This window comes from Streptomyces diastaticus subsp. diastaticus (assembly GCF_011170125.1).
Taxonomy (GTDB): domain Bacteria; phylum Actinomycetota; class Actinomycetes; order Streptomycetales; family Streptomycetaceae; genus Streptomyces; species Streptomyces diastaticus.
Genome location: NZ_BLLN01000003.1, coordinates 1646136 through 1671707, shown reverse-complemented (window position 1 = coordinate 1671707; position 25572 = coordinate 1646136). Strand labels below are relative to the sequence as shown.

The 25572-nt window shown below is 75.1% G+C and carries 24 protein-coding genes; 6 read left to right on the top strand and 18 right to left on the bottom strand.

Annotated elements, in window-relative coordinates; translation table 11 throughout:
• Positions 1-2 precede the first annotated feature (2 nt).
• The 5 genes from Sdia_RS15930 to Sdia_RS15910 form a co-directional block, all read right to left on the bottom strand.
• Positions 3-1112: a right-handed parallel beta-helix repeat-containing protein gene (locus tag Sdia_RS15930; protein WP_115068289.1), complete on the bottom strand. Its 1110-nt coding sequence runs from the start codon at positions 1110-1112 to the stop codon at positions 3-5.
• Between the two features lie 370 nt (positions 1113-1482).
• Positions 1483-2826, bottom strand: coding sequence for an LPXTG cell wall anchor domain-containing protein (locus Sdia_RS15925; protein WP_189500578.1), 1344 nt, complete (start codon positions 2824-2826; stop codon positions 1483-1485).
• 88 nt (positions 2827-2914) lie between these two features.
• A complete protein-coding gene (locus Sdia_RS15920; RefSeq protein WP_189500579.1) occupies positions 2915-4528 on the bottom strand; it encodes a sigma-70 family RNA polymerase sigma factor in 1614 nt (537 codons plus the stop codon).
• Between the two features lie 130 nt (positions 4529-4658).
• Positions 4659-5549 (bottom strand): peptidoglycan recognition protein family protein, encoded by an 891-nt coding sequence (locus Sdia_RS15915; protein ID WP_100455777.1) that lies wholly within the window; start codon positions 5547-5549, stop codon positions 4659-4661.
• Between the two features lie 202 nt (positions 5550-5751).
• Positions 5752-7218, bottom strand: a complete 1467-nt coding sequence (locus Sdia_RS15910; RefSeq protein WP_189500580.1) for a hypothetical protein — start codon at positions 7216-7218, stop codon at positions 5752-5754.
• A 302-nt stretch (positions 7219-7520) separates the two neighbouring features.
• On the opposite strand from Sdia_RS15910, the gene Sdia_RS15905 reads away from it, so the two are divergent.
• Positions 7521-8897: a globin domain-containing protein gene (locus tag Sdia_RS15905; RefSeq protein WP_115068292.1), complete on the top strand. Its 1377-nt coding sequence runs from the start codon at positions 7521-7523 to the stop codon at positions 8895-8897.
• 246 nt (positions 8898-9143) lie between these two features.
• Here Sdia_RS15905 and Sdia_RS15900 read toward each other — a convergent pair whose 3' ends face one another.
• From Sdia_RS15900 to Sdia_RS15890, 3 genes are all read right to left on the bottom strand, one after another.
• On the bottom strand, positions 9144-9326 hold the full coding sequence (locus tag Sdia_RS15900; RefSeq protein WP_100455774.1) for a hypothetical protein: 183 nt from the start codon (positions 9324-9326) through the stop codon (positions 9144-9146).
• Positions 9327-9438: 112 nt separating this feature from the next.
• Complete coding sequence (locus tag Sdia_RS15895; RefSeq protein ID WP_100455773.1) at positions 9439-10560, bottom strand: polyprenyl synthetase family protein; 1122 nt, start codon at positions 10558-10560, stop codon at positions 9439-9441.
• On the bottom strand, positions 10557-11720 hold the full coding sequence (locus Sdia_RS15890; protein WP_164495089.1) for a tetratricopeptide repeat protein: 1164 nt from the start codon (positions 11718-11720) through the stop codon (positions 10557-10559). Before Sdia_RS15890 ends, Sdia_RS15895 begins: the two co-directional genes overlap by 4 nt.
• Positions 11721-12013: 293 nt before the next feature.
• Between Sdia_RS15890 and Sdia_RS15885 the strand changes: the two genes are divergently transcribed.
• Together Sdia_RS15885 and lepB are read left to right on the top strand one after the other, a co-directional pair.
• On the top strand, positions 12014-12925 hold the full coding sequence (locus Sdia_RS15885; protein WP_115068294.1) for an SDR family oxidoreductase: 912 nt from the start codon (positions 12014-12016) through the stop codon (positions 12923-12925).
• 280 nt (positions 12926-13205) lie between these two features.
• Positions 13206-13787, top strand: a complete 582-nt coding sequence (gene lepB / locus Sdia_RS15880) for a signal peptidase I (RefSeq protein ID WP_115068295.1) — start codon at positions 13206-13208, stop codon at positions 13785-13787.
• A gap of 394 nt (positions 13788-14181) precedes the next feature.
• Here the strand turns inward: lepB and Sdia_RS15875 are convergent, their stop codons facing one another.
• Complete coding sequence (locus Sdia_RS15875; protein WP_100455769.1) at positions 14182-14373, bottom strand: hypothetical protein; 192 nt, start codon at positions 14371-14373, stop codon at positions 14182-14184.
• A 258-nt stretch (positions 14374-14631) separates the two neighbouring features.
• Here Sdia_RS15875 and Sdia_RS15870 point away from each other — a divergent pair, with 258 nt between their 5' ends.
• From Sdia_RS15870 to Sdia_RS15860, 3 genes are read left to right on the top strand one after another with little or no spacing between them, the layout of a single operon-like run.
• The gene (locus tag Sdia_RS15870; RefSeq protein ID WP_124288312.1) at positions 14632-14865 is read left to right on the top strand and encodes a hypervirulence associated TUDOR domain-containing protein; all 234 of its coding nucleotides are present in this window, start codon (positions 14632-14634) and stop codon (positions 14863-14865) included.
• A 34-nt stretch (positions 14866-14899) separates the two neighbouring features.
• A complete protein-coding gene (locus Sdia_RS15865) occupies positions 14900-15313 on the top strand; it encodes an SRPBCC family protein (protein ID WP_189500581.1) in 414 nt (137 codons plus the stop codon).
• Between the two features lie 57 nt (positions 15314-15370).
• On the top strand, positions 15371-15871 hold the full coding sequence (locus Sdia_RS15860) for a DinB family protein (protein ID WP_124288310.1): 501 nt from the start codon (positions 15371-15373) through the stop codon (positions 15869-15871).
• A gap of 590 nt (positions 15872-16461) precedes the next feature.
• Here Sdia_RS15860 and Sdia_RS15855 read toward each other — a convergent pair.
• From Sdia_RS15855 to Sdia_RS15815, 9 genes are all read right to left on the bottom strand, one after another.
• Positions 16462-16656, bottom strand: a complete 195-nt coding sequence (locus Sdia_RS15855) for a hypothetical protein (protein ID WP_100455765.1) — start codon at positions 16654-16656, stop codon at positions 16462-16464.
• Between the two features lie 126 nt (positions 16657-16782).
• The gene (locus Sdia_RS15850; RefSeq protein ID WP_100455764.1) at positions 16783-17490 is read right to left on the bottom strand and encodes an ABC transporter ATP-binding protein; all 708 of its coding nucleotides are present in this window, start codon (positions 17488-17490) and stop codon (positions 16783-16785) included.
• Positions 17483-18484, bottom strand: a complete 1002-nt coding sequence (locus Sdia_RS15845) for an ABC transporter ATP-binding protein (RefSeq protein ID WP_100455763.1) — start codon at positions 18482-18484, stop codon at positions 17483-17485. Before Sdia_RS15845 ends, Sdia_RS15850 begins: the two co-directional genes overlap by 8 nt.
• Positions 18481-19350, bottom strand: coding sequence for an ABC transporter permease (locus Sdia_RS15840; RefSeq protein WP_100455762.1), 870 nt, complete (start codon positions 19348-19350; stop codon positions 18481-18483). The genes Sdia_RS15845 and Sdia_RS15840 overlap by 4 nt, the downstream gene beginning before the upstream one ends.
• On the bottom strand, positions 19343-20308 hold the full coding sequence (locus tag Sdia_RS15835; RefSeq protein ID WP_189500587.1) for an ABC transporter permease: 966 nt from the start codon (positions 20306-20308) through the stop codon (positions 19343-19345). The genes Sdia_RS15840 and Sdia_RS15835 overlap by 8 nt, the downstream gene beginning before the upstream one ends.
• 32 nt (positions 20309-20340) lie before the next feature.
• Positions 20341-21948 (bottom strand): ABC transporter substrate-binding protein, encoded by a 1608-nt coding sequence (locus tag Sdia_RS15830; RefSeq protein WP_100455760.1) that lies wholly within the window; start codon positions 21946-21948, stop codon positions 20341-20343.
• A gap of 156 nt (positions 21949-22104) precedes the next feature.
• The gene (locus Sdia_RS15825; protein ID WP_189500582.1) at positions 22105-23226 is read right to left on the bottom strand and encodes an acyl-CoA dehydrogenase family protein; all 1122 of its coding nucleotides are present in this window, start codon (positions 23224-23226) and stop codon (positions 22105-22107) included.
• Positions 23223-24407: an acyl-CoA dehydrogenase family protein gene (locus tag Sdia_RS15820; protein ID WP_100455758.1), complete on the bottom strand. Its 1185-nt coding sequence runs from the start codon at positions 24405-24407 to the stop codon at positions 23223-23225. Before Sdia_RS15820 ends, Sdia_RS15825 begins: the two co-directional genes overlap by 4 nt.
• Positions 24404-25372 carry an NADPH:quinone oxidoreductase family protein gene (locus Sdia_RS15815; RefSeq protein WP_100455757.1) on the bottom strand — a complete coding sequence of 323 codons (969 nt, stop codon included), beginning with the start codon at positions 25370-25372 and terminating at the stop codon, positions 24404-24406. Before Sdia_RS15815 ends, Sdia_RS15820 begins: the two co-directional genes overlap by 4 nt.
• Positions 25373-25572 lie beyond the last annotated feature (200 nt).

Here is a 25572-nt window from a genome sequence, read left to right as displayed (position 1 = left end):
GCTCAGTACAGGCCCGCGAACACGTCCTTGACGTTGCCCACCAGCGCGGGCGCGTTCGCGGTGCCGTTCGACTGGGTGCCGGCCAGCAGCACGGGGACCTCGCCGGCGCAGTTGACCGTCAGGTTGGAGAGGGTGCTGCCGGAGAGTACCCAGCGGGTGCCGCGCAGGCCGGCGGCGGTCACGTCGCTGTACCACAGCGTGTTGCCGCTGAAGGTGGGTGGCAGGACGCCGTCGACGACGATCCCCGGCCCCGGATCCTGGCTCTGTCCGCCGATCGGGAAGGCGGCGTTGGTGTTCCACAGCCGTCCGGCGCCGCCGTTGGAGTGGTTGAAGGTGTTGCCCACGAGGGTGCCGTGGTTCCAGTTGTCGCTGGTCAGGTCGCCGTAAGGGCTGGTCCTGGCGTAGGAGTAGTAGGCGCCGTGACAGCCGACCACCGTGTTGCCGTTCACCGTCCAGTTGCCGGAGGAGTTCCAGATCGCCAGCCGGCAGGAGGTGAAGCTGTTGCCGGTGAGCTGGGAGTACTCACTGCGGTCGGTGATGGAGACTCCGAAGTAGCAGCCGTGGAAGGTGTTGTGCCGCAGCATCACCCGGTACCGGAAGTAGTCGTCGGAGGCGGAGCCCGACACGGTGATGCCGGCTCCGCGCCAGTGGCGGAAGTCGCAGTCGCTGACGCGTACGTCGGTGCAGCGGTCGAGGGCCACTGCGACGTGTCCGGTGCTCTGGGGAGTGCCCACCGGGTCGGCGGAGCGCCCGAGGAACCGGATACCGGTGATCGTGACGGCGTTTCGGGCAGTGGCGGTGAGCGCCGGGGTGGTGTCGTCGGCCACTGTGACGGTGGCGCCGTTTCCCACGATGAGGCATCCGCCGGGCAGTTCGACACCCGCGTCGAGGGTGTAGGCCGCCCCCGGCTGGAGCTGCACCCGGGGCGTGACGGCGAGGACCTTTGCCCAGTCCTGTCCGGGGCGCAGCACGGGGAGCGCGCCGGAGGGGTCCGCGGCGGCGGCGGGGGCAGCGGACGTCTCCGTGGCGAGGGCGGCCGCGAGACCGGCGGCTCCCACGCCGGTCAGGGCACGGCGACGGCTGAGCACGGAGACTTCGGAAGCACGGGCCATGGGGATTCCTCGTGGTGGATCGTGGGGCGCCGCACGGCCTGCCGGAGGCCGGGGCCCGGCGCTCCTCGCGAGCGTGGGGGCGATGTGTCGTGCCGGACTCCTGCCGGCTCAGGCGCGGTGGGACGGACTCCCGGACATCAGATGTCTGATGTTGCGGAACGTATAGCGCCGCAGTCGGCACGTCAAGACCGGGGGCGACAGCGGCACGGTGCTCCCCCGGGGGGTCCCACCGGCGTGCCACACCCTGGTCCGGGTGGCGCACGCCGGCGTCAGGACTGCGCTCCGGGGCCGCCGGCCCTCCGGCGCGGCCGGCGCCCCTCGGCCACCGCCACCCCGGCCCGCACCAGGGCCGGGGTGACTGCCGCCGGGCTCAGGCGCGCTTGCGGCGGCGCAGGACGACGAGGGCGCCCGCACCGGCCGCCACCAGGACGGCACCGCCCGCGGCCAACGGCAGGACGCTCGCGTCACCGCCGGTCGCGGCGAGATCCGCCGCCGATCCGGAAGCGGGGCCGTCGGCCGGCTCGCGGCCGGCGCTGTCGGCCTTGACGCCGCCGGGGAGGCCGTCACCCGCGTCCTTCTCCGTGCCGGTGTGCTCCGGGTCGGGAGCCGCGGGCCGTCGCGCCTCTTCCTTGGCGGCGCCCCCGCCGGACGTCAGGGGGTCGCCGTTGACGGCGACCTCGATCTCGGCCTTGCCGTCGGCGGCGGCGACGACGGCCACGGAGACCTTGCCGGCCTTGTCCGTCAGGGACGTGACGGCGTCCGCGTCCGCGGGCGCGTCGTTGCCGGCCGTGCTGTTCGCCTCGGTCAGGTCGATCAGCGAGGAGGAGCCGTAGGCACCCTCGGGCACCCGGTAGACGTGCACACCCTCGATGCCCGCGTCGAAGGAGCCCGCCGCGTGGCGGTACTCGACGACGAGGCGGTCCTCGCCCATCGGGATGTCCAGGGCCCGCGTACCCCCGCCCTCGCCGTGCAGCGGGCGCAGGGTGAACGTACCCGACTCGGTGACCTCGACCGCCTCGCCGCCCGAGAGCCATCCCGTGCGGATCATCTCGGGCGCGGAGAAGCCGGCCGCGGGACCGCCTCCGCCCATCAGCGACTTGGAACTGGTGCCGTTCGTCTCGCAGTCGACGAGGTCGCCGTCGGTGCACATCGCACGGCCCTGGTGGCCCAGGCCGAGGTTGTGCCCGAACTCGTGGCCGAGGACACCCAGACCACTGGCGGTGCCGTACAGGTTGATCCAGGTGTAGGGGCCGGGGACGCTGCCGAGGCCGGCCCAGGCGCAGCCGGTCTTCTGTGCCGGGAAGATGATCGACAGGCTCTCGTAGTCCTCGCCGCGCACCAGCCCCTTCGCGGCCAGCGCCTCCTGGGTCAGGGAGTTGATCCGCCCGTGGTCGCAGCCGGCGGCCGCCATCGGCAGCCGGACGGGGCCGACGACCTTCTCCGGGACGGCCGGCACCGTGGTGAACTGCCCGCGTGAGACCTCGGAGAGGAAGGAGGCGAGCGACTCCTCTCCGGGGCCGAAGTAGGTGTCCGGCGTGCCGGCCTTCACCTGGCCGGGGTGCTGGAAGGCGCTGTCGCTGAACTCCACCAGGACGGGGAGGGTCTTCCTCTCGCCCCGGGCGTCGGCCGCGTGCGCCGCGGCGGGGAGGAGTCCTGCGGTGAGCGCGGCGATACCGGTGGCCAGCGCGACGCGGCCGGCGATGGTCGTCTTCATGGTCCTGTGTTCCTTCGCGAGGTTCGGAAGTGCTTCCGCGGACAAGGAGGGCGCCGCTCCTCGGCCGTCCCGCGACTTTGCGAACCCTTTACCTTGTCAGCAGGGCCGGGTCGAACCGGAGCCTCATGGAGGCGGACCCGTAGTAGTACCGCGTGGTGCCGATCGCCGGCGCGTGGTCCTCCCCCTGGTCCGCCCGCGCCCACTCGACGAGTCCCAGATACCGGGCACCGTCCGCGTCGCGCAGGGCCATCTCGCCCTTCGCGGTGTCCGTCCACAGGTTCCACAACTGGGTCTGGCGTGCGGCGTCGCAGGCGTGCTGCTCCACCGGGGCGTGGTCCTGCATACCGCCCGACCGCGTCAGGCACAGCCCCGTCGCCTCGTTGCGCACCTGGGTCCGCGCCCGGTCCCCCGGATACGGTTCCAGCAGCACCCAGCGCTGGGCGGCCCCACCGTCGCACCCGGCCTCCACGGGGCGCGTCCCGGACTCCGCCGCGCCGCCCGGTATCGCCAGGCAACCGCCGGTCGACACGAACCGCAGCGCGCTCGGTCCGCCCAACGCGCCCTGTGGCAGGCTCGGGACAGCCGTGGCCGAGGGGGAGTTCACCACGGACCGGGACGGTTTGGGCACGGGCGAGGGCGAGGGGGACGGTGAGTGGCCGGCGCCGGCCGAGGGCGTCCGCGCGGCTTTCGCGCCGACGGAGGGGGTGGCGGCGCCCGGACGCGCGGCGGGCCGGTCCGGCGTCTCGCCGCCGGGCCACCACAGCCATCCGCCGAAGAGCACCGCCACGGTCCCCACGGCCAGCGCCGCCTTCGCGCCCGCCGTCCGCCCGGCGGCCCGGGCCGACTCCCCCGCGCAGGTGGCGCCCGAGGCGGCGGGGCGCGCCGTCAGGTAGCCCGGGCCGCCGAACAGCAGCACCGCGACAGGCAGGACCGTGCGCAGCCGCTGGTTGAGGTCGGCGAGTTCCCGCGCCGCCCCGCGGCACCGTGCGCAGCGCTCCAGGTGCCGCTCCAGGAGGGTGTCCTTGCGCGGGCGCGGCCGGCGCACCGCCGCGGCCAGGCGGCTGCCGCACCGGCGGCACTCCTCCTCGGCCGCCCCCTGCTCCGCGTGCGCGGCGAGGTAGGCCTCCCGCAGCCCCTCGCGCGCACGTGACGTCAGCGACGCCACCCCACTGGGGGTGAGCCCCAGCAGCCGGCCCACCCGGGCCGCCGGCTCCTCCTCCACCACGCTGTGCCAGAGCACCGCCCGCCACCGCTCGGGCAGGGAGCGGAAGGCCGCCGCGATCATGCCGCCGTCCTCGGCGCGTACCGCCCGCTCCTCCGCGCTCGGTTCACGGCGCGCACCGGCCGGCCCCTCGCCCGCCGGCCCGGCCAGGGAATCCAGCCACTCCCCGAAGCCGGGTTCGAGCTCCACGCGCCGGGCCTGGGCCGCCCAGTCCGCGGCGGTGTGGCGGACCACGGCCAGCAGATAGGGCCGCCACGCATGAGCCGGCCCCTTCCCGCCGCGCACCGCCTGCACCGTCCGGGTGAAAGCCTCCGAGGCCAGGTCCTCCGCGGTGTGCGGGTCGCGGCAGCACAGCCGCGCGTACGCCAGGACGGCGGGAGCGTGACGGCGGTACAGCTCCTCGGTGGCGCCCCTGTCCGCGCCGTCCCGCAACGCGGCGGCCAGCGCCTCGTCGGACCGCTGGTCCTCGTCGCCGGTCACCGGCCACCCCCCGCGCCGGCGGTTCCCGGGAGCTGCCCGCACTCAACTGCCATCGGGGCAGCCTACCGAGCTGGAGGCCGGCCGGACGCGGCGGTGCCGTGCCTCCTCAGGACGGCGGGGACGGGGCCGGTCAGCCGGTTCCGGACGGGGCGGGGCGGGCGGCGGGGCCACCCGGTGCGCCGTCCGCCTGACGGCGGGTCTGCCGGTCCTTCTCGTGGGCGAGGACCTTCGCCTCACCCTGCAGGTGGGCGGCGCCCTCGCGCAGGGCGGGGAGGAGCCGCATGAGGGCGTCGCCGGGGCAGTTCGTCTCGTAGGCGTCGATGTGGCCGAAGACGGTCGGCATGGTGACCGTGGTGTTCTTGTCGAAGCGGCTGTCGCTGTTCCGGGAGAGGAGGTGGGTCCGTGCGGCGGGAGCGGTCTGGGCGAGGCCCAGCTTCCAGGCGATGAGTTTCTCGATCGACCGGAGCATCGGTTCGGGCACCGGTGTTCCGGCCGTGAAGGTGCCGATCGCCGCGATCCCGGTGGTGCCCGTGTTCAGGCCGACGGTGTGCGCCCCGATCACCGCGCGGTCCGTACCGCCGAGGCGCCCTTCGAAGATCGTGCCGCAGGTGTCGACGAGGAAGTTGTAACCGATGTCGCCCCATGCCTCGTTCACCGCGTGCGCCTCGTAGATCTCCCGGACGAGGGCGGGGCTGTCCGCGCAGTCGTAACCGTTGGGATGGCTGGTGTGGTGGATGACCACCGCCCGTACCTCGTCCGCGTAGTGCGGCTTCTGGTCGAGCAGCGCCGGATCGGCTCCCCACTGGGCGCGGGTGACGATCGGGGGCTTCAGCGTCCTGGCCCAGACGAGCGGGTCGGCCGGGGTGGCGGGCGTACGGGCCTGCGGGGCCGGGCCGCCACCGAAAGGGGGGACTCCGGCCAGGGGCAGCGCGAGAAGGACGGCGGCGGCCACCGCTCCGGAGCCCGCCGCCAGCCAACGAACGCGATACCCACGCCGGCCGAGGCCTCGTACATCACTCATGTCTCCCCCAGCCTGCGCGCCCGGACCTCCCCCCGCCTCTCCGGCTACTCCGGACGGACCGGCCCGGCCCCCGTGGCAAACCCCCGCGTCGCGGCCGAGCGGGCCGGTCGTGGCCGGCTCGCGCTTCGTGGCGGCCCCTGGCCTCGCCCGGAGCCGGCCGGCCACGTCGCGGCGGCTCCGGGGAGCCCCGCCGGGGTGGGCGTCAGGGTGCGATGCCCACTCCCCCGATCCGGCTCCACGCCCGTTCCCGGGCGGCGGTCATGGCGGGCCAGTCCAGGCCCCCGGGACGGGGGCGGACCCGCGAGGCGTACGGCGGGGGACGGTGGTCTGGATCGTAGAAGCACCCGGTTCCGTAGGTGGCGTCGTACCTCTCGCAGGAGTCCGCGATCGCCCGCGGTGACGGCTTGTGTCCGGTGCGCGCCCAGGCGTCCAGGGCGGCGAGGGAGTTGGCGTACTCGGAGTCGCTCAGCCCGCTGTGCTCACTCTCCTTCGTGAACGTCTGGACCAGGTTCCGGCCCCGGCCGGCGCCGTGCACGGTGGCGCGGTAGGCCGCCTCGTGCTCGACGAAGGCCGTCGGGTCGTCGATGGCGTGGAGGGTGAGGACGGGGAGGGAGACCTTGCCCGTGAGGTCGCTGTCGTAGGAGAGGTCGCGGCGGGCGGTGGGGTCGGGGGCGAACCGTTCGACGCCCGCGTTGAGTGCCGCGTCGTCGTGGGAGCCGGTGTAGCGGACGCCCCGGTTGCCGAACGGGTTACGTCCGCCGAGCCGGTCGGTCACGATGTCGCGGAAGGTGAAGGTGGCGAACCGCAGATGAGCCTCCAGGGTCCGTTCGGGGACGCGGGTGACGGCCAGGATGTCGTCGAGGTTGCGCTGCTGGGCGGCGGTGCGCTCGGCCGGGTCCAGGGTGTGGCCGGTGCATTCCTCGAGGCGCGCGCCAAGCCCGGCGGGGGTCAGCGTGGAGCCGGCGCGCACTCCCTGCCACAGGGGGTACTGGGGTTCGGTGGGGCGCGGGTGGTTGCGGCAGTAGTACTGGTAGACGACCCGCAGGTCGACGCGGTGGTCGTAGCCGCGCGAGCCGCCGCCGAGGACGCCGTTGGTCAGGAGGACGCCGTCGTAGGCTCCGGGCCGGCCGCCGTACGTCTCGGCGGTCTTGGCGGCGACGTCGCCGCCCCAGGACTGGCCGTGCAGGTAGGTCCGCCCGGGGCGGCCGAAGTGGTCGGTGAACAGGCGGCGGACGTTCTCGGTGTCGGCGGCGGCCATGCGGGTGCCGAAGCCGCCCCGGCGGTAGGCGGAGCCGGCCCAGGCGTACCCCTCGTCGACCATCACGGCCCAGCGTTCGAGGTCGTCGGCGCTGCGGGCCGGGTCGGAGGTGTCGCCCAGGTCGGGGCCGCCGTGGGCGTGCACGACGAGTGAGCCGTTCCAGCGGACCGGTACGGCCATCGTCCAGTGGGCGCCGTTCGCGTCCTGACCGGTGTAGCACCGGGCGGTGCCGGTGAGCCGGAGCGGGCAGTCGGCGGCCGTGGGCCGCGGCGGGGCGCTGCGGGCGTGGCCGGCGGGCGCGTTGCCGAGGGTGCCGAGGAACAGGGCGGCGAGGACGGCCGACAGGACGGCCTGCCCGGGTCGGCGGAGTGCGGGCCACGGTGTGCGGCGCCGGAGGTCGGGGGTGGTCAAGGAGCGGCTCCTGTACGTGCTGTGCCTCTGCGTGAACTCACGCTGTGAGCCGGGATGTTAGGAAGCGTCCGGGGCCGGGGACACCCTGTCGGCCATTGCGTTCATAGTGTTTGCCGCTCCGCCCGGCGGGGTCGCCGGTGCGGCTGTCCAGGGACCAATGGCCCTGTCCGGCAGGGCCATTCGGGCATATCCCCGCAATGCCATACTGACCTGCGGTTTCACCTGGCGGGGACCGGTGGGCGGGCGCGTGTCCGCGGCCGGCCCTGTCCCTTCTGCCCCCACATCTGCCAAGGAGCCCATCCATGCCCCGACCCGCCCAGCTCTCGGGGAGCACGAGCACGGAGAACGGCGCCTACCACGCGCTCCTCGCCCGGCACGACGCGATGCGGCTGCGTCAGCAGCTGCTGGCTCCCGCCGGCAGCGAGGAACCGGGCGGGGGCCGGGCGGCGCGGCGTCCGGCCGGTGAGGTGTACGACGGGGCGGCCGACCAGCGGGTCATCATGCGCCACCTGGAGCTGGTGGCCCCCTTCGAGGAGCTGATCACCCACCTGTACGAGGTGCTGTTCACGCGGCACCCGGCGCTGCGCGGCCTCTTCCCCGGCGAGATGGCCTTCCAGGAGGCGCACCTGGCGCGGGCGTTCTGGTATCTGCTGGAGCACCTGGACCGGCCGGAGGAGATCACGGAGACCTTCACCCGGCTGGGCCGCGACCACCGGAAACTGGGGGTGCGCCCGGCGCAGTACGCGGCGTTCGAGGAGGCGCTGCGTGCAGCGCTGCGCGCGCGGGCCGGGGAGCGCGGGAGTGCGCGGCTGGAGGAGGCATGGCTGCGGATGGTGCGGTTCGGCGTGACGGCCATGATCCAGGGCGCGGACGCCGCCCTGCACGAGCCGCCGTTCTGGCGGGCGACGGTGACGGAGCACCGGCTCATCGGTTCCGGTCTCGCGGTGCTCCGTGTGGTACCGCACGAGAGCTTCCGGTACGAAGCCGGGCAGTACACGGCGGTGGAGTCGCCTCTGCTGCCGCACACCTGGCGGCCGTACTACCTCGCCGGTGAACCCGGGGCCGACGGTGAGCTGGAGCTGCACGTCCGGTGCACGGGGCCCGGCGGGGTGAGTGAGGCACTGGTGCGCGGCACGGCCGCCGGCGACGAGGTGCGGCTCGGACCGCCGAGGGGGAACCTGACGCTCGGCGAGGAGCCCGTCGGGGATCTGCGGCTGGTCGCCTGGGACACCGGGTGGGCGACCATGAAGGCCCTGCTGGCGGAGGTGGACCGCCGCGTACGGCTGTCGCCCGGCCACGGGGTGCGCACGGTGCGGCTCTTCCTGGGCGCGGAGAACGCGGCCGCCCTGTACGACACGGAGTATCTGACCGGGCTGGAACGCCGCCGGCCGTGGCTGTCGGTGGTGCCGGTGACGGGCCCGGCGGCGGACGGGGACGGGTACGGGCGGCTGGCGGCCGCGGTGGCCCGTGATGCCACGCCCTCCCCAGGAAAGGTGCTGCTGTCGGGGCCGCCCGCGATGATCCGTACCGTGCTGGACGCGCTCCCGGAGGCTGGGGTGGCCGCTGCGGACGTGCGGCACGATCTCCAGCCGACCGGCCCGCGGTTCCGGCACGGCGCGCCGGAACCGGGACGGCCGGCCCGGGGCCCGGTGTCCGCGGGGCAGCCGTCGCCCTTCTGAGGCGGGCGGGGACGCCTGTCGGTACTCACTCCTCGGTGGGCAGCCACGTGCCGTGCGGGCCGAGGGGGACGCGCGTCGGGTCGAACGGAAACGGAGTGCCGTGGGTGCTCATGTGGTGCTCCCGGAAGGTCGGGAGGCGGCTCCCCGGCCCCGCTCGTCGTGATGCCGCCCCACCGTGGGGCGCGGCGCTCGGGGCCCCGGCACAACCCGGAGACCCGGACAGGTGGCCGCCGGGCGGTTCGGGGGCTACTTCTCGTAGTCCTCCGGCTTCACGTCCGCCTCCTGGAGGGCCTCCCCCATGGTGCGGCTCTCGCCGCGCCCGCGCTCGTCCGCCCGGCGGCGGCGCTGCGGCTGCTTCTGCTCGATGTCCCCCTCGGCGGCCGGGTCGGTCTTGCCGGTCTTCCGGCGGTTCTCCTCGGGCACGCTCATCAGGCGCTCTCCTCGTGTCGAGTGGCTGTCGTCCCGCCCGCCGGCCGGGGCCGGCGGGTACGTCCATCGTGCGGGAGGGGGCGCGACTCCGCACGAGATGGCGGGGCGCGGGTCACCAGGCGCGGTCGAGGAGGGAGCCGACGAGCGCGTCCAGGTCCCGGGCGGCCGCCGGATCGGGCCGGACGGCGCGCAGGCACGCGCGGGCCGAATCCAGCTGGGCGCTCGCCTCGGCCCGGGTCGCGGCGCGGCCGCCCGCCTCGTCGACGAGTGCGGCGGCGTGCGCCGCGGTCGCGCCCTCCAGAGGCTTGTCGGAGTCCAGGAGCGCGGCCAGTTCACGGCGGGCGGGACCGGCTCCGGCCAGCGCGGCGAGGACGGGGTAGGTCTTCTTGCGCTGCCGCAGGTCGTTGTGGACGGGCTTGCCGGTGAGCGCCGGGTCCCCCCAGATGCCGAGCAGGTCGTCCACGGCCTGGAAGGCGACACCCAGGTGCCGCCCGGCGCGGTCCAGTTCGGCGACCGTCGCCTGCGGCGCCCCGCCCAGTTCGGCGCCGAGGGCGGCGGCGCAGCCCAGCAGCGCGCCGGTCTTGTGCTCGGCCATGGCGCGGTACGCGGCGAGGCCGGCCGCGTCGGGGCCGGTCCACGGGAGCTCCTCGAAGCGCAGGTCGTCGGCCTGGCCCCGGACGAGCGCGGTCAGCGTCCGGCTGAGGTGGCGTACCGCCGCGGGTGCCCGGTCCCCCGGCGCCTCGGCGAGGCTCTGCACGGCGAGGGCGTGCAGGGCGTCGCCGGCCAGGACGGCGGGGCCCACGCCGTAGGCGCGCCACACGGCGGGGCGGCGGCGCCGGAGCGGGTCGCCGTCCATGATGTCGTCGTGCAGCAGGGAGAAGGTGTGGACCAGCTCCACGGCGACCGCCGCGGGCAGCGCCGTCGCGCCGGTCGCGCCGACCGCTTCGGCGGAGAGGAGCGCGAGGGCCTGGCGCAGGCCCTTGCCGCCCGAGCCCTGGGGGTCGGGGGTGCCACCGGCGTCGCGCCAGCCGAGCGCGTAGGCGGCCATCCGCCCTGTCCACGGGTCGAGGCGGCCGACGGCGTCGACGAGGGCGGGACGGGTCAGTTCCCGGCACCGTGCCAGTACGGCGGTGGCGCGGGCGGTGTCGGGCGGGGGCGCCGTGGCCGGGTGGCCGGGGAGGGTGAGCGGCGCCTCGCGGGCGGGGGGCGCGGTGGTGCGGGCGGCGCGGTTCATCGCAGACCGGCCACGTCGGTGGCGCGCAGGGCCTCGGTCCGGTAGGCGTCCGGCGGCGTGGTGGCCGCCGCCGCGCGGGGCACGGGGCCGGGCAGTGGCCCCACGCCCAGTTCGGCCGCCGCCTTGTCCACCATGTCGCGGGCGTGGTGCAGGCCGATGCGGTTCAGCTCCGTGCGCAGTACGGCCAGTTCAGCGGCTGTCTCGGCGCTGTCGCGGCCCAGCCGGGCACGTGCCTTGGCCAGCCCGAGGCGGGAGAGCGCGGTGCCGCGCGGTTCGGCCATGTCGCGGAACTCGGTCAGCGCGCGGGTGTACAGCTCGCGGGCCTGGTCGTAGCGGCCGGCCCGGTACAGGACGTTGCCGCGCATCTTGAGGTTGAAGGCCAGCGCGCCGCGCAGTTCCATCGTGCGGCAGGCGGCCTCGGCGCGGCTGAGCAGTGTCAGGGCCTGCTCCACGTCGCCGTCGCGGACGGAGACCACGTCGGCCATGCCACGCAGGGCCCAGGCCCAGCCCCGCCGGTCCTCGGCGCGGTCGGCGATCTCGGCGGCCTCCTCGAAGAGGGCGTGGGCCCGGTCGTAGGCGCCGGTGTTGCGGTGCATCTGGGCGATGCCCTCCAGGGCCCAGACGGTGTGCCGGGCCTCTCCTCGCCGACGGGCCTCGGCCAGCAGTTGTTCGTGGAGTTCCTCGACGGCCGCGTAGTCGCCCTGGATGCGGCCGGTCTCGGCGAGCCCGGCGAGCGAGTAGCCGCGGACGACGACGTCACCGCCGCGCTCGCCCCACTCGGCGGCGAGCGCCAGGAGCCGGTAGGCGAGGCGGAAGGCGCCGCGCTGGCGGGCGAGGGTGCCACCGCTCCACAGGGCCCAGGCCATCGCCGCGGCGTCGCCGGCGGCACGGGCGGCGCGATAGCCGGCCTTCCACGCCTGGTCGGCCTCCGCCGTCCTGCCGAGCCGCCGGCAGGCCTCCGCGACCGCCAGTGAGCAGCGCGCCGTCTCCTTCAGGTCGCCGGCCGACTCCGCGGCGCGCAGCTCCTCGACGCCCCGGGCGAGTACGTCGGTCAGCGAGGCGTTCACCGAGAGGCTTCCGAGTGCGCCCTGGTACTCCGGCGCCGACGCCTTCCCGGACTCGCCCGCCTCCACGGCCGTCACCTGCTCCGTCAGACCCATCAGGTCCACCTCCGGTCCACTCGCTGCTGATCTTGACAATGGCCAAGACGCTTACGGGCGTGGGTGGTTGCAGGAACGGAGTGATCTCCTCCGCCGTGGGGGGCGGCGTGTAGTCCTCAAGTGCTACGCGGGCGGTCGGGGTGGGACCGCAGATGTACGACGCCGGCGTCCGGGCACGGGGCGCTGCCTCACCCGGTGGCACCAACCGGTCGCGCCCGTGCCCGGACGCCGTGGTCGACTGGCCGGAGCACGGCGGCGTGGCGCGCGTCCCGGTGCGGCGAGGGAGGTGGGGCATGGACGGGGACCGACGTGCCGGCCGGGTCGCGGTGGTGACGGGGGCCGCCCGCGGGGTGGGCGCGGCGACCGCCCGGCGGCTGGCGGAGCGCGGACTGCGGGTGGCGCTGATCGGGCGGGAGCTGGGGACCCTGGAGAAGGTGGCCCGGTCGCTGCCGACGGAGTCCTGTTCGCTGGAGGTCGACGTCACCGACGAGGCGGCCCTGCGCGGGGCGGCACGCAGCGTGGCCGAACGGATGGGCCCGGCCTCGGTGGTGGTGGCCAACGCGGGCATCGCGGCGGCGGGGCCCTTCGCCACCACGGAGGCCGCGCTGTGGGACCGGGTGATCGCCGTCAACCTGCTGGGCAGCGCGGCCACCGCCCGGGCCTTCCTGCCCCAGCTCGTCCGGACCCGGGGGTACCTGCTCCAGGTGGCGTCCACGGCCGCCTTCGGGTCGGCGCCGCTGATGAGCGCGTACTGCGCCTCCAAGGCGGGCGTCGAGTCGTACGCGCAGGCGCTGCGTACGGAGCTGGAGCCGGAGGGGGTCCAGGTGGGCATCGCCTATCTGCACTGGACGGGTACCGGCATGATCGAGGGGATCGAGGCGCATCCCGTCCTGCGGGAGCTGCGGGCCCACCAGCCCGGCCCTGGGAGCCGGGTCCATTCGGCCGAGCAGGTCGCCGGGTGGCTGGTGCGGGGTGTCGAGCGGCGGGCGGCGGCCGTGTACGCGCCCCGGTGGCTCCGTCTGGTCCAGCCCTTGCGGCCGGTGCTGCCCCTGGTCGTCTCGCACATCGCCAGACGCAGCCTCGCGCGGATGCCGGCGCGGGAGCTGCGGAGGACGACCGGGGTGCTCGGGCCCGGCGGCCGGGCCGACTGGGAGGACCGGGAGGCGGCGGGTCCGGTGGTTCCGGCCAGGCCGCCGCAGAGTTGAGTGGCTGCGGCCGGGCCCCTTGTCGCGGCGCGGTGTCCTTGCGCGCACCAGCGCACGCGCGCAGGCTGCCGCCGCGGCGGGACGCGGCCGCCGCGCCTGTCGCGAGGCGGCCCTCCGGACCCGCCCGGCGCGGGTCCGTACTCCCCGGCACGCCCATGACGCCGCGGCGCGCCCTGGGCCCTGACGGTGACGGAGAAGGGGTGGACCGGTGACGACGGGTGGCCTGGCGGGAACCTCCGGCCCCGAGGACGCGCCCGAGAGGGGTGGGCGTGGGCGCCGGGTGGTGGGGGCCGTGGTGGCGGCGGCCGGGCTCGTGGTGCTCGCGCTCGCCGCGACCGCGCTGCTGAGCGTGCGGATCGACGGCGACAGCATGGAGCCGACCCTGCACGACGGCGAGCGGGTGCTGCCGCTGCCGGTGTCCGAGGACGACGTGGGCCGCTTCGACGTGGTGCTGATGCGGACTCCGGGACGGGACGTCCTCCTGGTCAAGCGGGTGGTGGCGCTCCCCGGCGACCAGGTGCGGATCGCTCCCGGCCCTGCGGCGGGGCAGCGGGTCCTGGTCCGCCGGGCGGGTGCCGGACGGTGGCACGAGTTCACGGTGCCGGGCGCCGCCGAGGCCGGCCTGCCCACGCCCTGCTGCGCCGCCGACGGAAGGCGTTCGGCGGCCCCGGCCGCGCGTACGGTGCCGCCCGGGAGGTTCTTCTTCCTCGGCGACCACGCCGACCGGTCGGACGACGCGCGGACCTACGGGTGGGCCGATCTGGACGCCGTGTCCGGCCGGGTGTGGCTGCGCACGTGGCCGCTGCCGGCGGCGGGCCCCCTCGACGCCGGGGTGCGACTGCGCCCGTCGGGCGAGCTGTGAACGCGGGGGGCGGCGCCAGGGCGTGGGGGCGGCCCGGCGCTCCGGGCGACGCCTCGGCGTTGCGGCGGGCCGTCTCCTGCCGGATCGTGTCCGCCGCATGGCGGGGCCGGCGGTGAGGAGGGCCGCCGCATCGACCGCCAAAGTCCGCGACACGGCGTCGATCCGGGTCAGGTCCCGGCGGCGCCGGCGTCCGCGCGCGGTCCCGGCAGCGGGCCGGACCGGTTCGGGCCTCGGACCGGCCACGCCGAGTGCGACACCGTCGGCGCGGCGGCGCGGGACATCCGGGCCCGGGTGCCCGCACGACACCGGCCTGGCGATCCGCGTCGAGTCGGGCACGGTGCGCGGCCCGGCCCCACGGCCGACGCACGGGACGCCGCCGGGGCGACCGGACCGCTCAGGCGGCGTGCCGCCGGGCCGGCGCCGCCTCGGCGGGCGAGGGCGGGGCCGGTTCCTCCCCCGGATCGGGCACGAGCCGCAGATGCCGCGCGCGGCGCCGGGGCGGGCCGAGCATCAGCTCCTCGTACCAGCCGAGGGCGAGCAGGGCGCCGAGCAGGAGGAGCGGCAGCAGGACGGCGACGAGGGCCACGGTGACTCCTGGCGGTGGGGGGAGAGGGTACGGGTGCGCGTATCCCGGTGCGGGGGACCGGAACACGACGGCGGGTGAAGAAGGCGTGCCCATCCGGTCACAGGGCGACTTCTCGGCCGTGGGAACGGGGCACGGCTGCCTGTTCCGCCGGCACAGGGCGCTGGTCCGGGCAGCGGGGCACAGCACCTCCCCACTGGCCGGAACCCGCTGGGCGTGCTGTCCTCGACGGGGGGCCGTGCCGCACCGAGGGAGCCGGACATGGCGAAGAAGCGGGAGAAGCGCGCACCGCGGGAAGGCGACGAGGTGACCTGGTCGTCGCCGGGTGGCGAGGCCGTGGGCCGCGTCGTACGGAAGATCACCGAGCGCACCGAGGCGGCGGGCCGCACGGTCGACGCCTCCCCCGAGGAACCGCAGTACGAGGTCCGCAGCGCCAAGTCCGGCGCCACGGCGGTGCACCGGCCCGAGGCCCTGCGGACGAGGAGGCGACGATGACGCCATCGGGGCGTCCGCACCGGGAACCGGCCGCGTGGCCACCCGCACGGTGAACCGCGCGGGCCCCGCCGCCCCGGACGTGGTGTGGGAGAGGTACGCCCAGCCCGCGCTCCGGCCGCGCTGGGCACCGCAGATCAGACGGGTGGAGACCGGCGCCGACCGGATCGCGCCGGGCGTCGGCGGGCGGGTCTTCTCCTACGCGGGAGTGCGGGTCCGGTTCGTCGTGGAGCGGGTGGACGAGGCGCGACGGGTGTGGAGCTGGCACGCCGGGCTCGGGCCGCTGGTGCTCAGGCTGCGGCACGAGGTACTGGCCGCGTCCGGAGGCGGCAGCGGCACGCGGCTCACCGTCTCGGGCCCGCTGCCCGCCGTGCTGCTGTACCGGCCGGTGGCCGCGTGGGCTCTCGGGCGCCTGGTGGCGAGCCGGCTCCGGCCACGAGCGGCTTCGTGACCCCGCCCGCCACCACGCGCCCTTGGCAGGTGCCGGGACTGCTCCTAGCGTGGGCGCATGACCGATGCCGATGTGCTGGCCGTCTTGGGTTCCGTGGCGGGCGGCGAACGCGAGGTGCTGGAGACGTTCCTGGACTGTCAACGCGGCATCGTGCGGCGGAAGGCCACCGGGCTGACGGAAGAACAGGCGCGACAGCGGCACGTCTCCTCGGCGACGACCGTGGCCGGGCTGGTGAAACACCTGACGATGGTCGAGCACAACTGGTTCGTACGCGTCCTGGAACAGCGGCCCTCGCCCCCACCCGATCCCGGGACCTCGTTCGTCCTGGGCGCCGACGAGACGGTCGGCGACCTGCTCACGGCCTACGAGGCGGCCTGTGCCCGGTCGCGGGCGAGCGCGGCGCGGTTCGCCCTCGACCACGTGGTGCCGCAGCGGCAGTTCGGGCAGGTGTCGCTGCGCTGGATCCTGGTGCACATGATCGAGGAGACCGCACGGCACGCCGGGCACGCGGACATCCTCCGGGAGCTCACGGACGGCGCGACCGGACTTCTGGGCTGACCGCCGCCCGGCGCCCGCCACGAAGGGCGCGGGGACACGAAACGGGCGCGTTCCAGGAGCCGTTCACCGGATGCGGGGCCGCCGGCCGTCCACGGTGTCCGCATGGTCACCGTTCCGCCCGCGTTCGCGCGGACCTTCGTCGAACGGGAGAAAACGCCGGAGCCGCCTGGCTCTCCGAGCTGCCCGGGAACGGGACGGAGCTGCTGGAGCGCTGGGCGTGCGTGCCCGTCGGCGAGGTGCTGCACGGCGGGGTCGGGGTGGTGGCCCCGGTGCGCGTTGCTCACGTCCGTCGGCCCGCTCGCCGAGGTCCACCGCACCCTGGCCGTCTTCGCGGAGGCCGCCGGGCTCGACCGGGACCGCGTCCGGCGACGGGCCCGGGTACACGCCGCCCAGGCGGTGTTCCACGGCCGCCGCCACTGCTTCCGGATCACCCGGGGCGGCCCGGGGCCGGACCGGCTCACGGGGTTCTGGAGTGGGTGGCCGAGGAGCTGGCACCTCGCGCCGGCCGTCTCGCGGATCACGACTCCGGCTGACCGGCCTCCGCCTCCGGCCTCCACGCCGGGTTCGGCGGCAGGGCCGGGCCGATCGGGCTACTTGCCCACACCGTTGATGATGTCGGCCGTGGAGACGAGCGTGTGATGGATGGTGGGGGCGGCGGAGGTGCTGGCGAGCAGGAAGCCGAGGAGGACGCAGATGGTGGCGTGTGAGAGCTTCAGCCCGCCGTTGCGGATGAAGATCACCGCCAGGATCAGCAACAGCAGTGCCACGGAAACGGAAATAGCCATCGGAAGCCTCCTCACCGCCACGCCCGACTCCGTGGCTGTCGGCGGCCAGTGTGGCGCGCGGTGAGCGGCGGGCGGGTCAACGGCATGGCCGCCGTCCGGGTGACTGACGATGCGTGACGGCTCAGCTCACCGTCGGTCACCGGCCTTCTGAAGTCCGGCGCCGGTCACATCGGCGTCGTGGGCGCCGAGTTCGGACCAGTCGGTGGTGCGGTCGCACCAGCGGTCGAGCAACACCCGGTCGTGCCCGACGGCGAGCAGTCCGGCGCCGGTCTCCCGGCGGTACGCCTCGACGACCCCGACCAGGGCGGCGGTGGTGGAGGCGTCCAGCATGGCGGTCATCTCGTCGCAGACGAGGTAGCGCGGCCGGAGAATCAACGCGCGGGCGAGGCAAGCGCGTTGGAGCTGGCCGTCACTGACCTCGTGCGGGCGTCGGCCGAGCAGGTCGGTGCCGAGTCCGACCGTCTCGGCGGCCTCGGCGGCGCGGCCGGCGGCGCCTTCGGCACGGCCGGTGGCGCGCAGGGGTTCGGCGATGAGGTCGGCGAGGCGCAGTCGTGGGTCGGCCGACTGCCGGGGCTGTTGGAAGACGACGCCGAAGGCGGTGCGTTGCTCGCGGGGGGCTCGGTGCCGGTATCCCCGTGCGGGCTCGCCGTCGATGACGACGCGGCCCGCGTCGGGCCGGTGGAGCAGGGCGGCGACGCGGGCGAGGGTGGACTTGCCGCAGCCGCTCGGGCCGAGGAGACCGATGGACTCACCGGGCGAGAGCGTGAGCGTGGCGTCACGGACGACAGGGGCGCGGCGGTCGTACCCGGCGGTGACGGCGAGGAGTTCAAGCACCGGGAGCCTCCACGGCCTGGGGCGGTCGGGTGGCGTCGGCGGGCGCCGCGTCCGGGTGGTGGCAGGCGAGTCCGTCGGCGAGGGGCGGCTGTGCCGCGCAGGCGGCGTCGGCGCGGGCGCAACGGGCGGCGAAGGCGCAGCCCTCGGGGAGGGCGGCGAGTTCGGGCGGCCGGCCGGGGACGGGGCGGAAGGCCCGTTCGGGGAGGGCGTCGAGGAGGCCGCGGGCGTAGGGGTGGCGGGGGCCGGGGGCGCCGAAGAAGGCGTCGGCGCCGGCGATCTCGACGAGGCGCCCGGCGTACATGACGGCGACGCGGTCGGCGATGCGGGCGGCGGCCGCCAGGTCGTGGGTGATCATCAGCAGGGCGCGGGTGGAGCCGGTGTGGCGGCGGAGTTCGTCGACGGTGCGCTCGACGAGGTCGCGGTCGAGGCCCGTGGTGGGTTCGTCGGCGAGGAGCAGCGGCGCGTCGCCGACGAGGGCGAGGGCGGTGGCGGCGCGCTGGGCGAGGCCGCCGGAGAGTTCGTGGGGGTGCCGGTCGAGGTGGCCGGCGGGGAAGGAGACCCGGGCGGCGGCGGACTCGGTGGCGGTGCGCAGCGCGTCGCGGCCGCGGGTGCCGGTGAGGCGGCGGACGGTCTCGGTGAGGTGGGCGCGGACGGTGCGGACCGGGGTGAGGTGGGCGGCGGGGCTCTGCGGGACGAGGCCGGCGCGGCGGCCTCGGACGGCGCGGGCGAGGGTCGCCTCGTCGGCGGCGATCAGGTCGGTGGCGGCCTCGTCGCCGGCTCCGGCCAGCAGGGCGGAGCCGGCGGTCTCGGCGTTGCCGGGGAGCAGGCCGAGCAGGGCGGAGGCGAGGACGGACTTGCCGCAGCCGCTCTCGCCGACGAGGGCGAGGCACTCCCCCGCCGCGAGGTCGAAGGAGACGTCGGTGACGGCGCGGACGGGGGCGCTCTCGCGCATCCGGAACCGCACGGTGAGGCCGCGTACGGACAGGACGGTCACAGCATCAGCTCCGATCGGCGCCGGGGGTTGAGCCGTTCGCGCCAGGCTCCGGCGAGCCCGGCGATGGCGAGGGTCGGCACGATGATGAACAGGCCCGGGAAGAGCGTGGGCCACCAGTCCCCGGCGAGCAGGGTGCCGCGGGCGCTCTGCACGAGGGTGCCGAGGCTCGCCTGGTGGGTGGGCAGGCCGAGGCCGAGGAAGGAGAGGGCCGATTCGTGCCAGATGGCGTGCGGGACCATCAGGACGGCGGCGAGTCCGGCCTGCGGGAGGACACCGGGGATCAGGTGGCGGCGGGCGAGTCTGAGGCGGGAGGCGCCGCCGGAGACGGCGGCGTCGATGTAGGGGCGGGCGCGCAGCGAGAGGATCTCGGCACGGACGATGCGGGCGGTGGAGACCCAGTGGGTCAGGCCGACGGAGACGACGACGGGCCAGACCCCGGGGCGGAAGAGGGCGACGATGAAGATACCGAGGAGCAGGTGGGGGACGGAGGAGAAGGCGTCGACGCAACGCATGACGAGCCGGTCGGTCCAGCCGCCGAGGGCTCCGGCGGCCGCGCCGACGGCGGTGCCGAGGACGGTGGCCACGAGGGCCGCGACGACGCCGACGAGCAGGGAGACCCTCAGGCCGTAGACACAGCGCAGGAGCAGGTCGCGGCCGACGTCGTCGGTGCCGAAGGGGTGGTCGAGGGAGGGCGGCAGGAGTTTCGCGCCGAGGTCGACGGCCTGTTCGTCGAGTCCGACGAGGGGCGGGACGAGCAGCACGGCGAGGACGAAGCCCGCGACGAGGGTGGCGCTGATCCGCAGTTTCCAGGCGCGGGCGGTGCGGGCGCCGCGGCCCGGGGCGGCCGGCAGGGCGAGGTCAGCCATCGAAGCCCACTCTCGGGTCGGCGAGTCCGTACAGCAGGTCGGCGAAGAGGTTGCCGAGCAGGACGGCGGCGGTGGCGAGGACGGTGGTGGCGGCGAGCAGCGGGAAGTCGACGGCGGTGGCGGCCTGCACGGTGGCGGCGGCGATGCCGGGCCAGCTGAAGACGGTCTCCACCAGCAGGGCGCCGGTGATGAGTTCGGGGACCCGCGAGCCGATGAGGGTGAGGACGGGGAGCAGGCCGGAGCGGAGCGCGTGGCCGAGCAGGACCGTGCGTTCGGACAGGCCCCGGGCGCGGGCGCCGCGGACGGGGTCCTCGTCGAGGGCGTCGCCGACCCCCTGGCGGACGTAGAGGGCGAACCACGGGAGTTGGGAGGCGGCGAGGACGCCGGCGGGGAGGATCAGGTGGGTGGTGAGCTGGCCGGCGGTGACGGTGCTGCTGCCGGTGTCGGTGAGGCCACCGGCCGGGAGCCAGCCGAGCTGGAGGGCGAAGAACCAGACGGCGAGCAGGCCGAGCCAGAAGATCGGGGCGGCCTCCAGGGTGTACGCGAGTGACGTGACGGCCCGGTCGAGGAGGGAGCCGCGGCGGCGGGCGGCGAGGACGCCGAGGGCGGTGCCGGCGAGGACGGCGGCCGCGAAGGCGAGCGCGGCGAGCAGCACGGACCAGCCGATGCGTTCGGCGATGACGTCGGCGACCGGCTGGCGCATCACGGCGGAGTGCCCGAGGTCGCCGGTGAGCGCCCCGGTGATCCGCTCCCACCAGCGGACGGCGAGCGGCTGGTCGACGCCGAGGTTGGCGCGGAGCTGGTCGAGGTTCTCCTGCGAGGCGGTGAGTCCGGCGGTTCCTGCGTACGCCTTGACGGGGTCGAAGGGGGAGGCGTCGGCGACGGCGAAGACGGCGAAGGTGACGGCCAGCAGGACGGGGACGGCGAACAGCAGCCGCCGCCCCGTCATGCGCGCCATGGGTGTCCAGGGCAGGCCGGGGCGGGCCTTGCTCACGTGGCGGGCTTCCAGTCCTCGATGTTCCACCAGGGCCCGGAGGCGAGACCGTGGTCGTGCGGTTCGACCTGGGTGGTGAGGGGCCCGAAGCGGTCGTCGACGACGTAGACGTGGTCGATGTGGGTGAGGAAGGTGTAGCCGGGGTTCTTCACCAGCTCGCGCTGGACGGTGTCGTAGGCTGCCTGGCGCTCGGCGTGGTCACCGCTGCGGCGGCCCTTCTCCAGGGCCTTGTCGACGGCCGGATTGTCGTAGTGCGCCATGTTGTTGAAGCCGTCCCCGGCCAGGGAGGACTTCAGCAGCGTGTACTGGTCGAAGTCGGGGTCGGCCGGGGAGCCGCCGCCGGCGAGGACGGCGTCCTTGGACATCCGTGGCTGGATGACCTCCCAGGTGCCGGCCTGGACCTCGATTTCGACGCCGAGCTTCTTGGCGTCGGAGGCGTAGGCGAGGGCGTGGTCCTGGCGGAGCTTGTCGCCGGAGAGGTACCAGAGCGGGAAGGCGGCGCGGACGCCGTCCTTGGCACGGACGCCGTCCTTGCCCTTCTTCCAGCCGGCCTTGTCCAGGATGCCGGCGGCGGCGTCGAGGTCGTGGGCGCGTTCGGTGCCCTGGGTGAACCAGGGGCTGTCGGTGGGGACGGGCCCGTAGGCGGGCTTGCCGGCGCCGTCGAGGATGGAGTCGACCATCGCCTCACGGTCGACGGCGAGGTCGAGGGCACGGCGGATGTCGGTGTCGCCGGTGACCTTGTCGCCGGTGGGCAGCGTGACGACGCGGTAGTCGAAGCTCTTGGCGGCGTAGGTCTCGTCGCCCTCCCCCTTGAAGGCCCTGGCGAGGTTGGGCGGGAGGATGGCGCCGTCGAGGTCGCCGGAGCGCAGCCGGGTGGCGCGCACGTCGTCGTCCTTGATGATGGCCATGGTGAAGTTCTTGATCTTCGGCGCGCCGCCCCAGTAGTCGGGGTTGGCCTTGAAGGTGAGCTTCTCCCCCTTGGACCAGCTGACCAGCTCGTAAGGGCCCGTGCCGACCGGCTTGGTCGTGAAGTCACCGGAGTTGACGTCCTGTTCGCCGGCTATGTGGGCCGGGGCGATGGGCAGCACGGTGCGCTCGGCGAAGGGCGCGTAGGGGTACTTCAGGTGGAAGACGACGGTGTGGTCACCCTCGGCCTCGACGCGGTCGAGGGCGTCGAGTTCGGTGCGGCTGGCGTTGTTGGTGTTCGGGTCGAGGATCGTCTCGTAGGTGAAGACCACGTCGCGGGCGGTGAAGGGCTTGCCGTCGGTGAAGGTGACGCCCTCGCGGAGCTGGAAGGTGTAGGTGCGGCCGTCCTCGGAGATCTCGGGGAGGGCGGTGGCGAGTGCGGGCTTGAGGTCGAGCTTCTCGTCGTGGGTGAGGAGCCCGTCGAAGATCTTGGAGTTGCCGTCCTTGCCGTACCCCAGCAACGGGCTGAGGCTGTCCGGTTCGTAGGCGATGCCGACGACGGCGGTGCCGGCCGCCGGGCCCTTGGACTCGGTGCCGCCGCCGGGGGCGGAGCAGGAGGCGGTGACGACGGTGAGGGCCGCGGTCGCCGCGAGGGTTCCGGCCAGACGTACGGGCCGGCGGTCGGTCCTGCTCGTCATACGCATTCCACCCCAGGTCGTGGATCCATTTGAAGATCCTTTGTTATTGCGCCTGGTTCGCAATTATGCATCAGCGGCACCAACCCCGAAACACCCGGCCCACCTGGGGATTTCGGCGGACCGGGTGACTTTCCGGCAGACATGGCGTGCGTACGGTCAGGGGGCGGGCAGCTCCGCGAGGCGGGCGACGACCTCGCCGTGGCGGCCGGCGCCGCCGTACGCGACCGTGTCGCCCTTGGCCCGCTTGAGGTAGAGGTGGACCGGGTGCTCCCAGGTCATACCGATCCCGCCGTGGAGTTGCAGCGCCTCCTCGGCGGCCCGGACGGCGACCGGCGAGGCGTACACCTGGGCGACGGCGACGGCGAGTTCGGCCTCGGCGGGGCCGCCCTCGCCGGTGGCGAGGCGGTCGGCGGCCGCCGTCGCGGCGGGGCGCACGCCCGCGACGTCCAGCCAGAGCTGGGCGAGGCGGTGCTTGAGCGCCTGGAAGGAGCCGAGCGGCCGGTTGAACTGGTGGCGGTCCTTCAGGTGGCGGACGGTCTCGGTCAGGCACCACTCGGCGAGGCCGAGTTGTTCGCTCGCCAGCAGTCCCGCCCCGGCGAGCAGCCCCGCGCGGACGGCGGCGAGGGCGTCGGCGGCCGGGGCGAGCAGCGTGCCCCGGACACCGTCGAGGTGGACGGCGGCGAGCGGGCGGGTCAGGTCGAGGGCGGTGAGCGGAGTGACCGTGACGCCCGGTGCGCCGGCCGGGACGGCGTACAGGCCGCAGTCGGCGGCGACCAGCAGCACGTCGGCCCCGGCGGCGTCGGCGACGGAGCGGACGGAGCCGTGCAGGGCGCCGTCGGCGCTGGTGACCTCGGGCAGCGGGTCGCCGGAGGCCGTGGTGAGCGGGAGGGCCAGGACGGCGACGGTGGTGCCCGCGGCCACCTCGGTGAGCAGCGCCGACGCCTCCGCCGAGCGGTCCGGGAGGGCGAGCAGGGCGGCCGGGGTGACCACGGCGCCGGTCAGGTAGGGCACGGGGGCGACCGCGCGGCCCAGCTCCTCCACCACGACGGCCGCCTCCCGGTGGCTCGCGCCCTGGCCGCCGTCGGCCTCCGGGACCAGCAGTCCGGCCAGGCCCATGGAGGCGGTGAGGGTCTTCCACAGCTCCCGGTCGTACGGAGTCCCGCTCTCTGCGCGGGAGAGCACGCGGCCGGGGACGCGGCCGGCGGTGAGCAGGGAACGGACCGCGGCCCGCAGGTCGTCCTCGGTCTCGGTGGCGAGCAGGCGGGGGGTGGCGCTCATCGGGCGAGGTCCTTCCAGGCGACGTCCTTGTCGGTGCGTGGTTCGGTCGGCAGCCCGAGGACGCGTTCGGCGACGATGTTGAGCAGCACCTCGCTGGTACCGCCCTCGATGCTGTTGCCCTTGGACCGCAGGTAGCGGTAGCCGGGGCCGCGGCCGGTGAAGTCGACCAGCTCCGGGCGGCGCATGGTCCAGTCGTCGTACAGCAGGCCCTCCTCGCCGAGGAGTTCCACCTCCAGGCCGCTGATCTGCTGGTTGAGACGGGCGAAGGAGAGCTTGAGGCCGCTGCCCTCGGGGCCGGGCCGGCCCGCGGCGAGTTGCTGTCGCAGGCGTTCGCCGGTGAGCCGGGCCACCTCGGCCTCCACCCAGAGCGGGATCAGCCGCTGGTGCAGGGCGTGGGTGCGCAGTTCGGGGCGTTCGCGCCAGGTGCGGGCCAGTGGCGCGATCATGCCGCTCTCGCGGGGGCCCGTGCTGCCGCCGATGGAGACGCGTTCGTTCATCAGCGTGGTGCGGGCGACCTGCCAGCCGTCACCGACCTCGCCCAGGCGGTGGGAGTCGGGGATGCGCACACCGGTCAGGAAGACCTCGTTGAACTCGGCCTCGCCGGTGATCTGCCGCAGGGGCCGCACCTCCACACCGGGGTCGGTCATGTCGCAGAGGAAGTAGGTGATGCCCCCGTGCTTGGGCTGTGCGGGGTCGGTGCGGGCGATGAGGATGGCCCAGCGGGCGAGGTGGGCGCTGGAGGTCCACACCTTCTGGCCGGTGACCGTCCACACGCCGTCGTCGCCGAGGACGGCCCGGGTGGCGAGCGCGGCGAGGTCGGAACCCGCCCCCGGCTCGCTGAAGAGCTGGCACCAGACCTCCTCGCCGAGCCAGAGCGGCCGCAGGAAGCGGCGCTTCTGCTCCTCGGTGCCGTGGGCGAGGATGGTCGGGGCGGCCATGCCGAGACCGATGCCGATACGCCGGGGGTCGTTGTCCGGGGCGCCGGCGGCGGTGAGTTCGGCGTCGACGACCGCCTGGAGGCTGCGGGCGGCGCCGAGTCCGCCGAGCCCCTCCGGGTGGTGGACCCAGGCCAGTCCGGCGTCGAAGCGGGCGGCGAGGAAGTCGGCCCGGGAGGTGGCGGCGGGCGGGTGGCCGGCCAGCAGGGCGCGGGTACGGGCGCGGAGGTCGTCGGCGTCGCTCACGCGGCCGCTCCTTCCGGGAGGACGACGAGGCGGCCCGTGGTGGTGCCGGCGGCGACGCGCTGGACCGCGTCGGCGGCGTCGGCGAGCGGGACGCGGTCGCTGACCAGCGGCTTGACGCTGCCCTTGGTGGCGAGTTCGGTGAGGGCGGCGTGGCAGGCACCGATCGAGGCGGGGTCCTTCACGGCGTACAGGCCCCAGTGGAGGCCGAGGATCGCGTAGTTCTTCACCAGGGCGTGGTTGAGGGCGGGGGCGGGAATGCTGCCGCTGGCGAAGCCGACGACGACGATGCGCCCCTCGAAGGCCACGCACTTGGCGGACTTGGTGTAGGCCTCGCCGCCGACCGGGTCGTAGACGACGTCGGCGCCCTTGCCGCCGGTGGCCTCCTTCACGGCGGCGACGAAGTCGGTCTGCCGGCGGTCGACGACCAGGTCGCAGCCGAGTTCCTCGGCGACACGGACCTTCTCGGGGCCGCCGACGACGCCGATGACGCGAGCGCCGGCGGCCTTGCCGAGCTGGACGGCGGCGCTGCCCACGCCGCCCGCGGCGGCGTGCACCAGAAGGGTCTCACCGGCCTGGAGGTGCGCCCGGCGGTGCAGCCCGAACCAGCCGGTCTGGTAGCCGATGTGCAGGGCGGCGGCCTCGGCGTCGTCCAGGGCGTCGGGCGCGGGCAGCAGTCCGGCCTCCTCGGCGAGGGCGTACTCGGCGAAGCCGCCGTGCGGCAGGGCGGTGGTGGCGAGCACCCTGCGCCCGTCCTCGGTCTCCCCGCAGATCTCCACACCCGGGGTGAACGGGAGCGGCGGGCGGACCTGGTACTCGCCGCGGCAGAGCAGGGCGTCGGGGAAGTTGACGTCGGCGGCCCGGACCTTCAGGCGAACCTGCCCGGGGCCCGGCTCGGGACGGGCGGTGTCGGACAGGGTCATCACCTCGCGGGGCTCACCGTTCCGGTGCACTTGCCATGCCTGCATTGCGGGCCTCCACTGCGGTACGTGTCGCGGGCGTCTCGGATGCGGGGACGCGGGCGCCCCCGTCCGGCACGCACGGTCCGCGCCCCGGGCGGGTGGCGCGGACGGCACACCGGACTCCGCCGCATACTAAGCGGTCGCTTGGCCGAGGGGAACCGTTCTCGCCCACCGATCGGCCCCGGGCACACGCGGTGGCCGGCCGG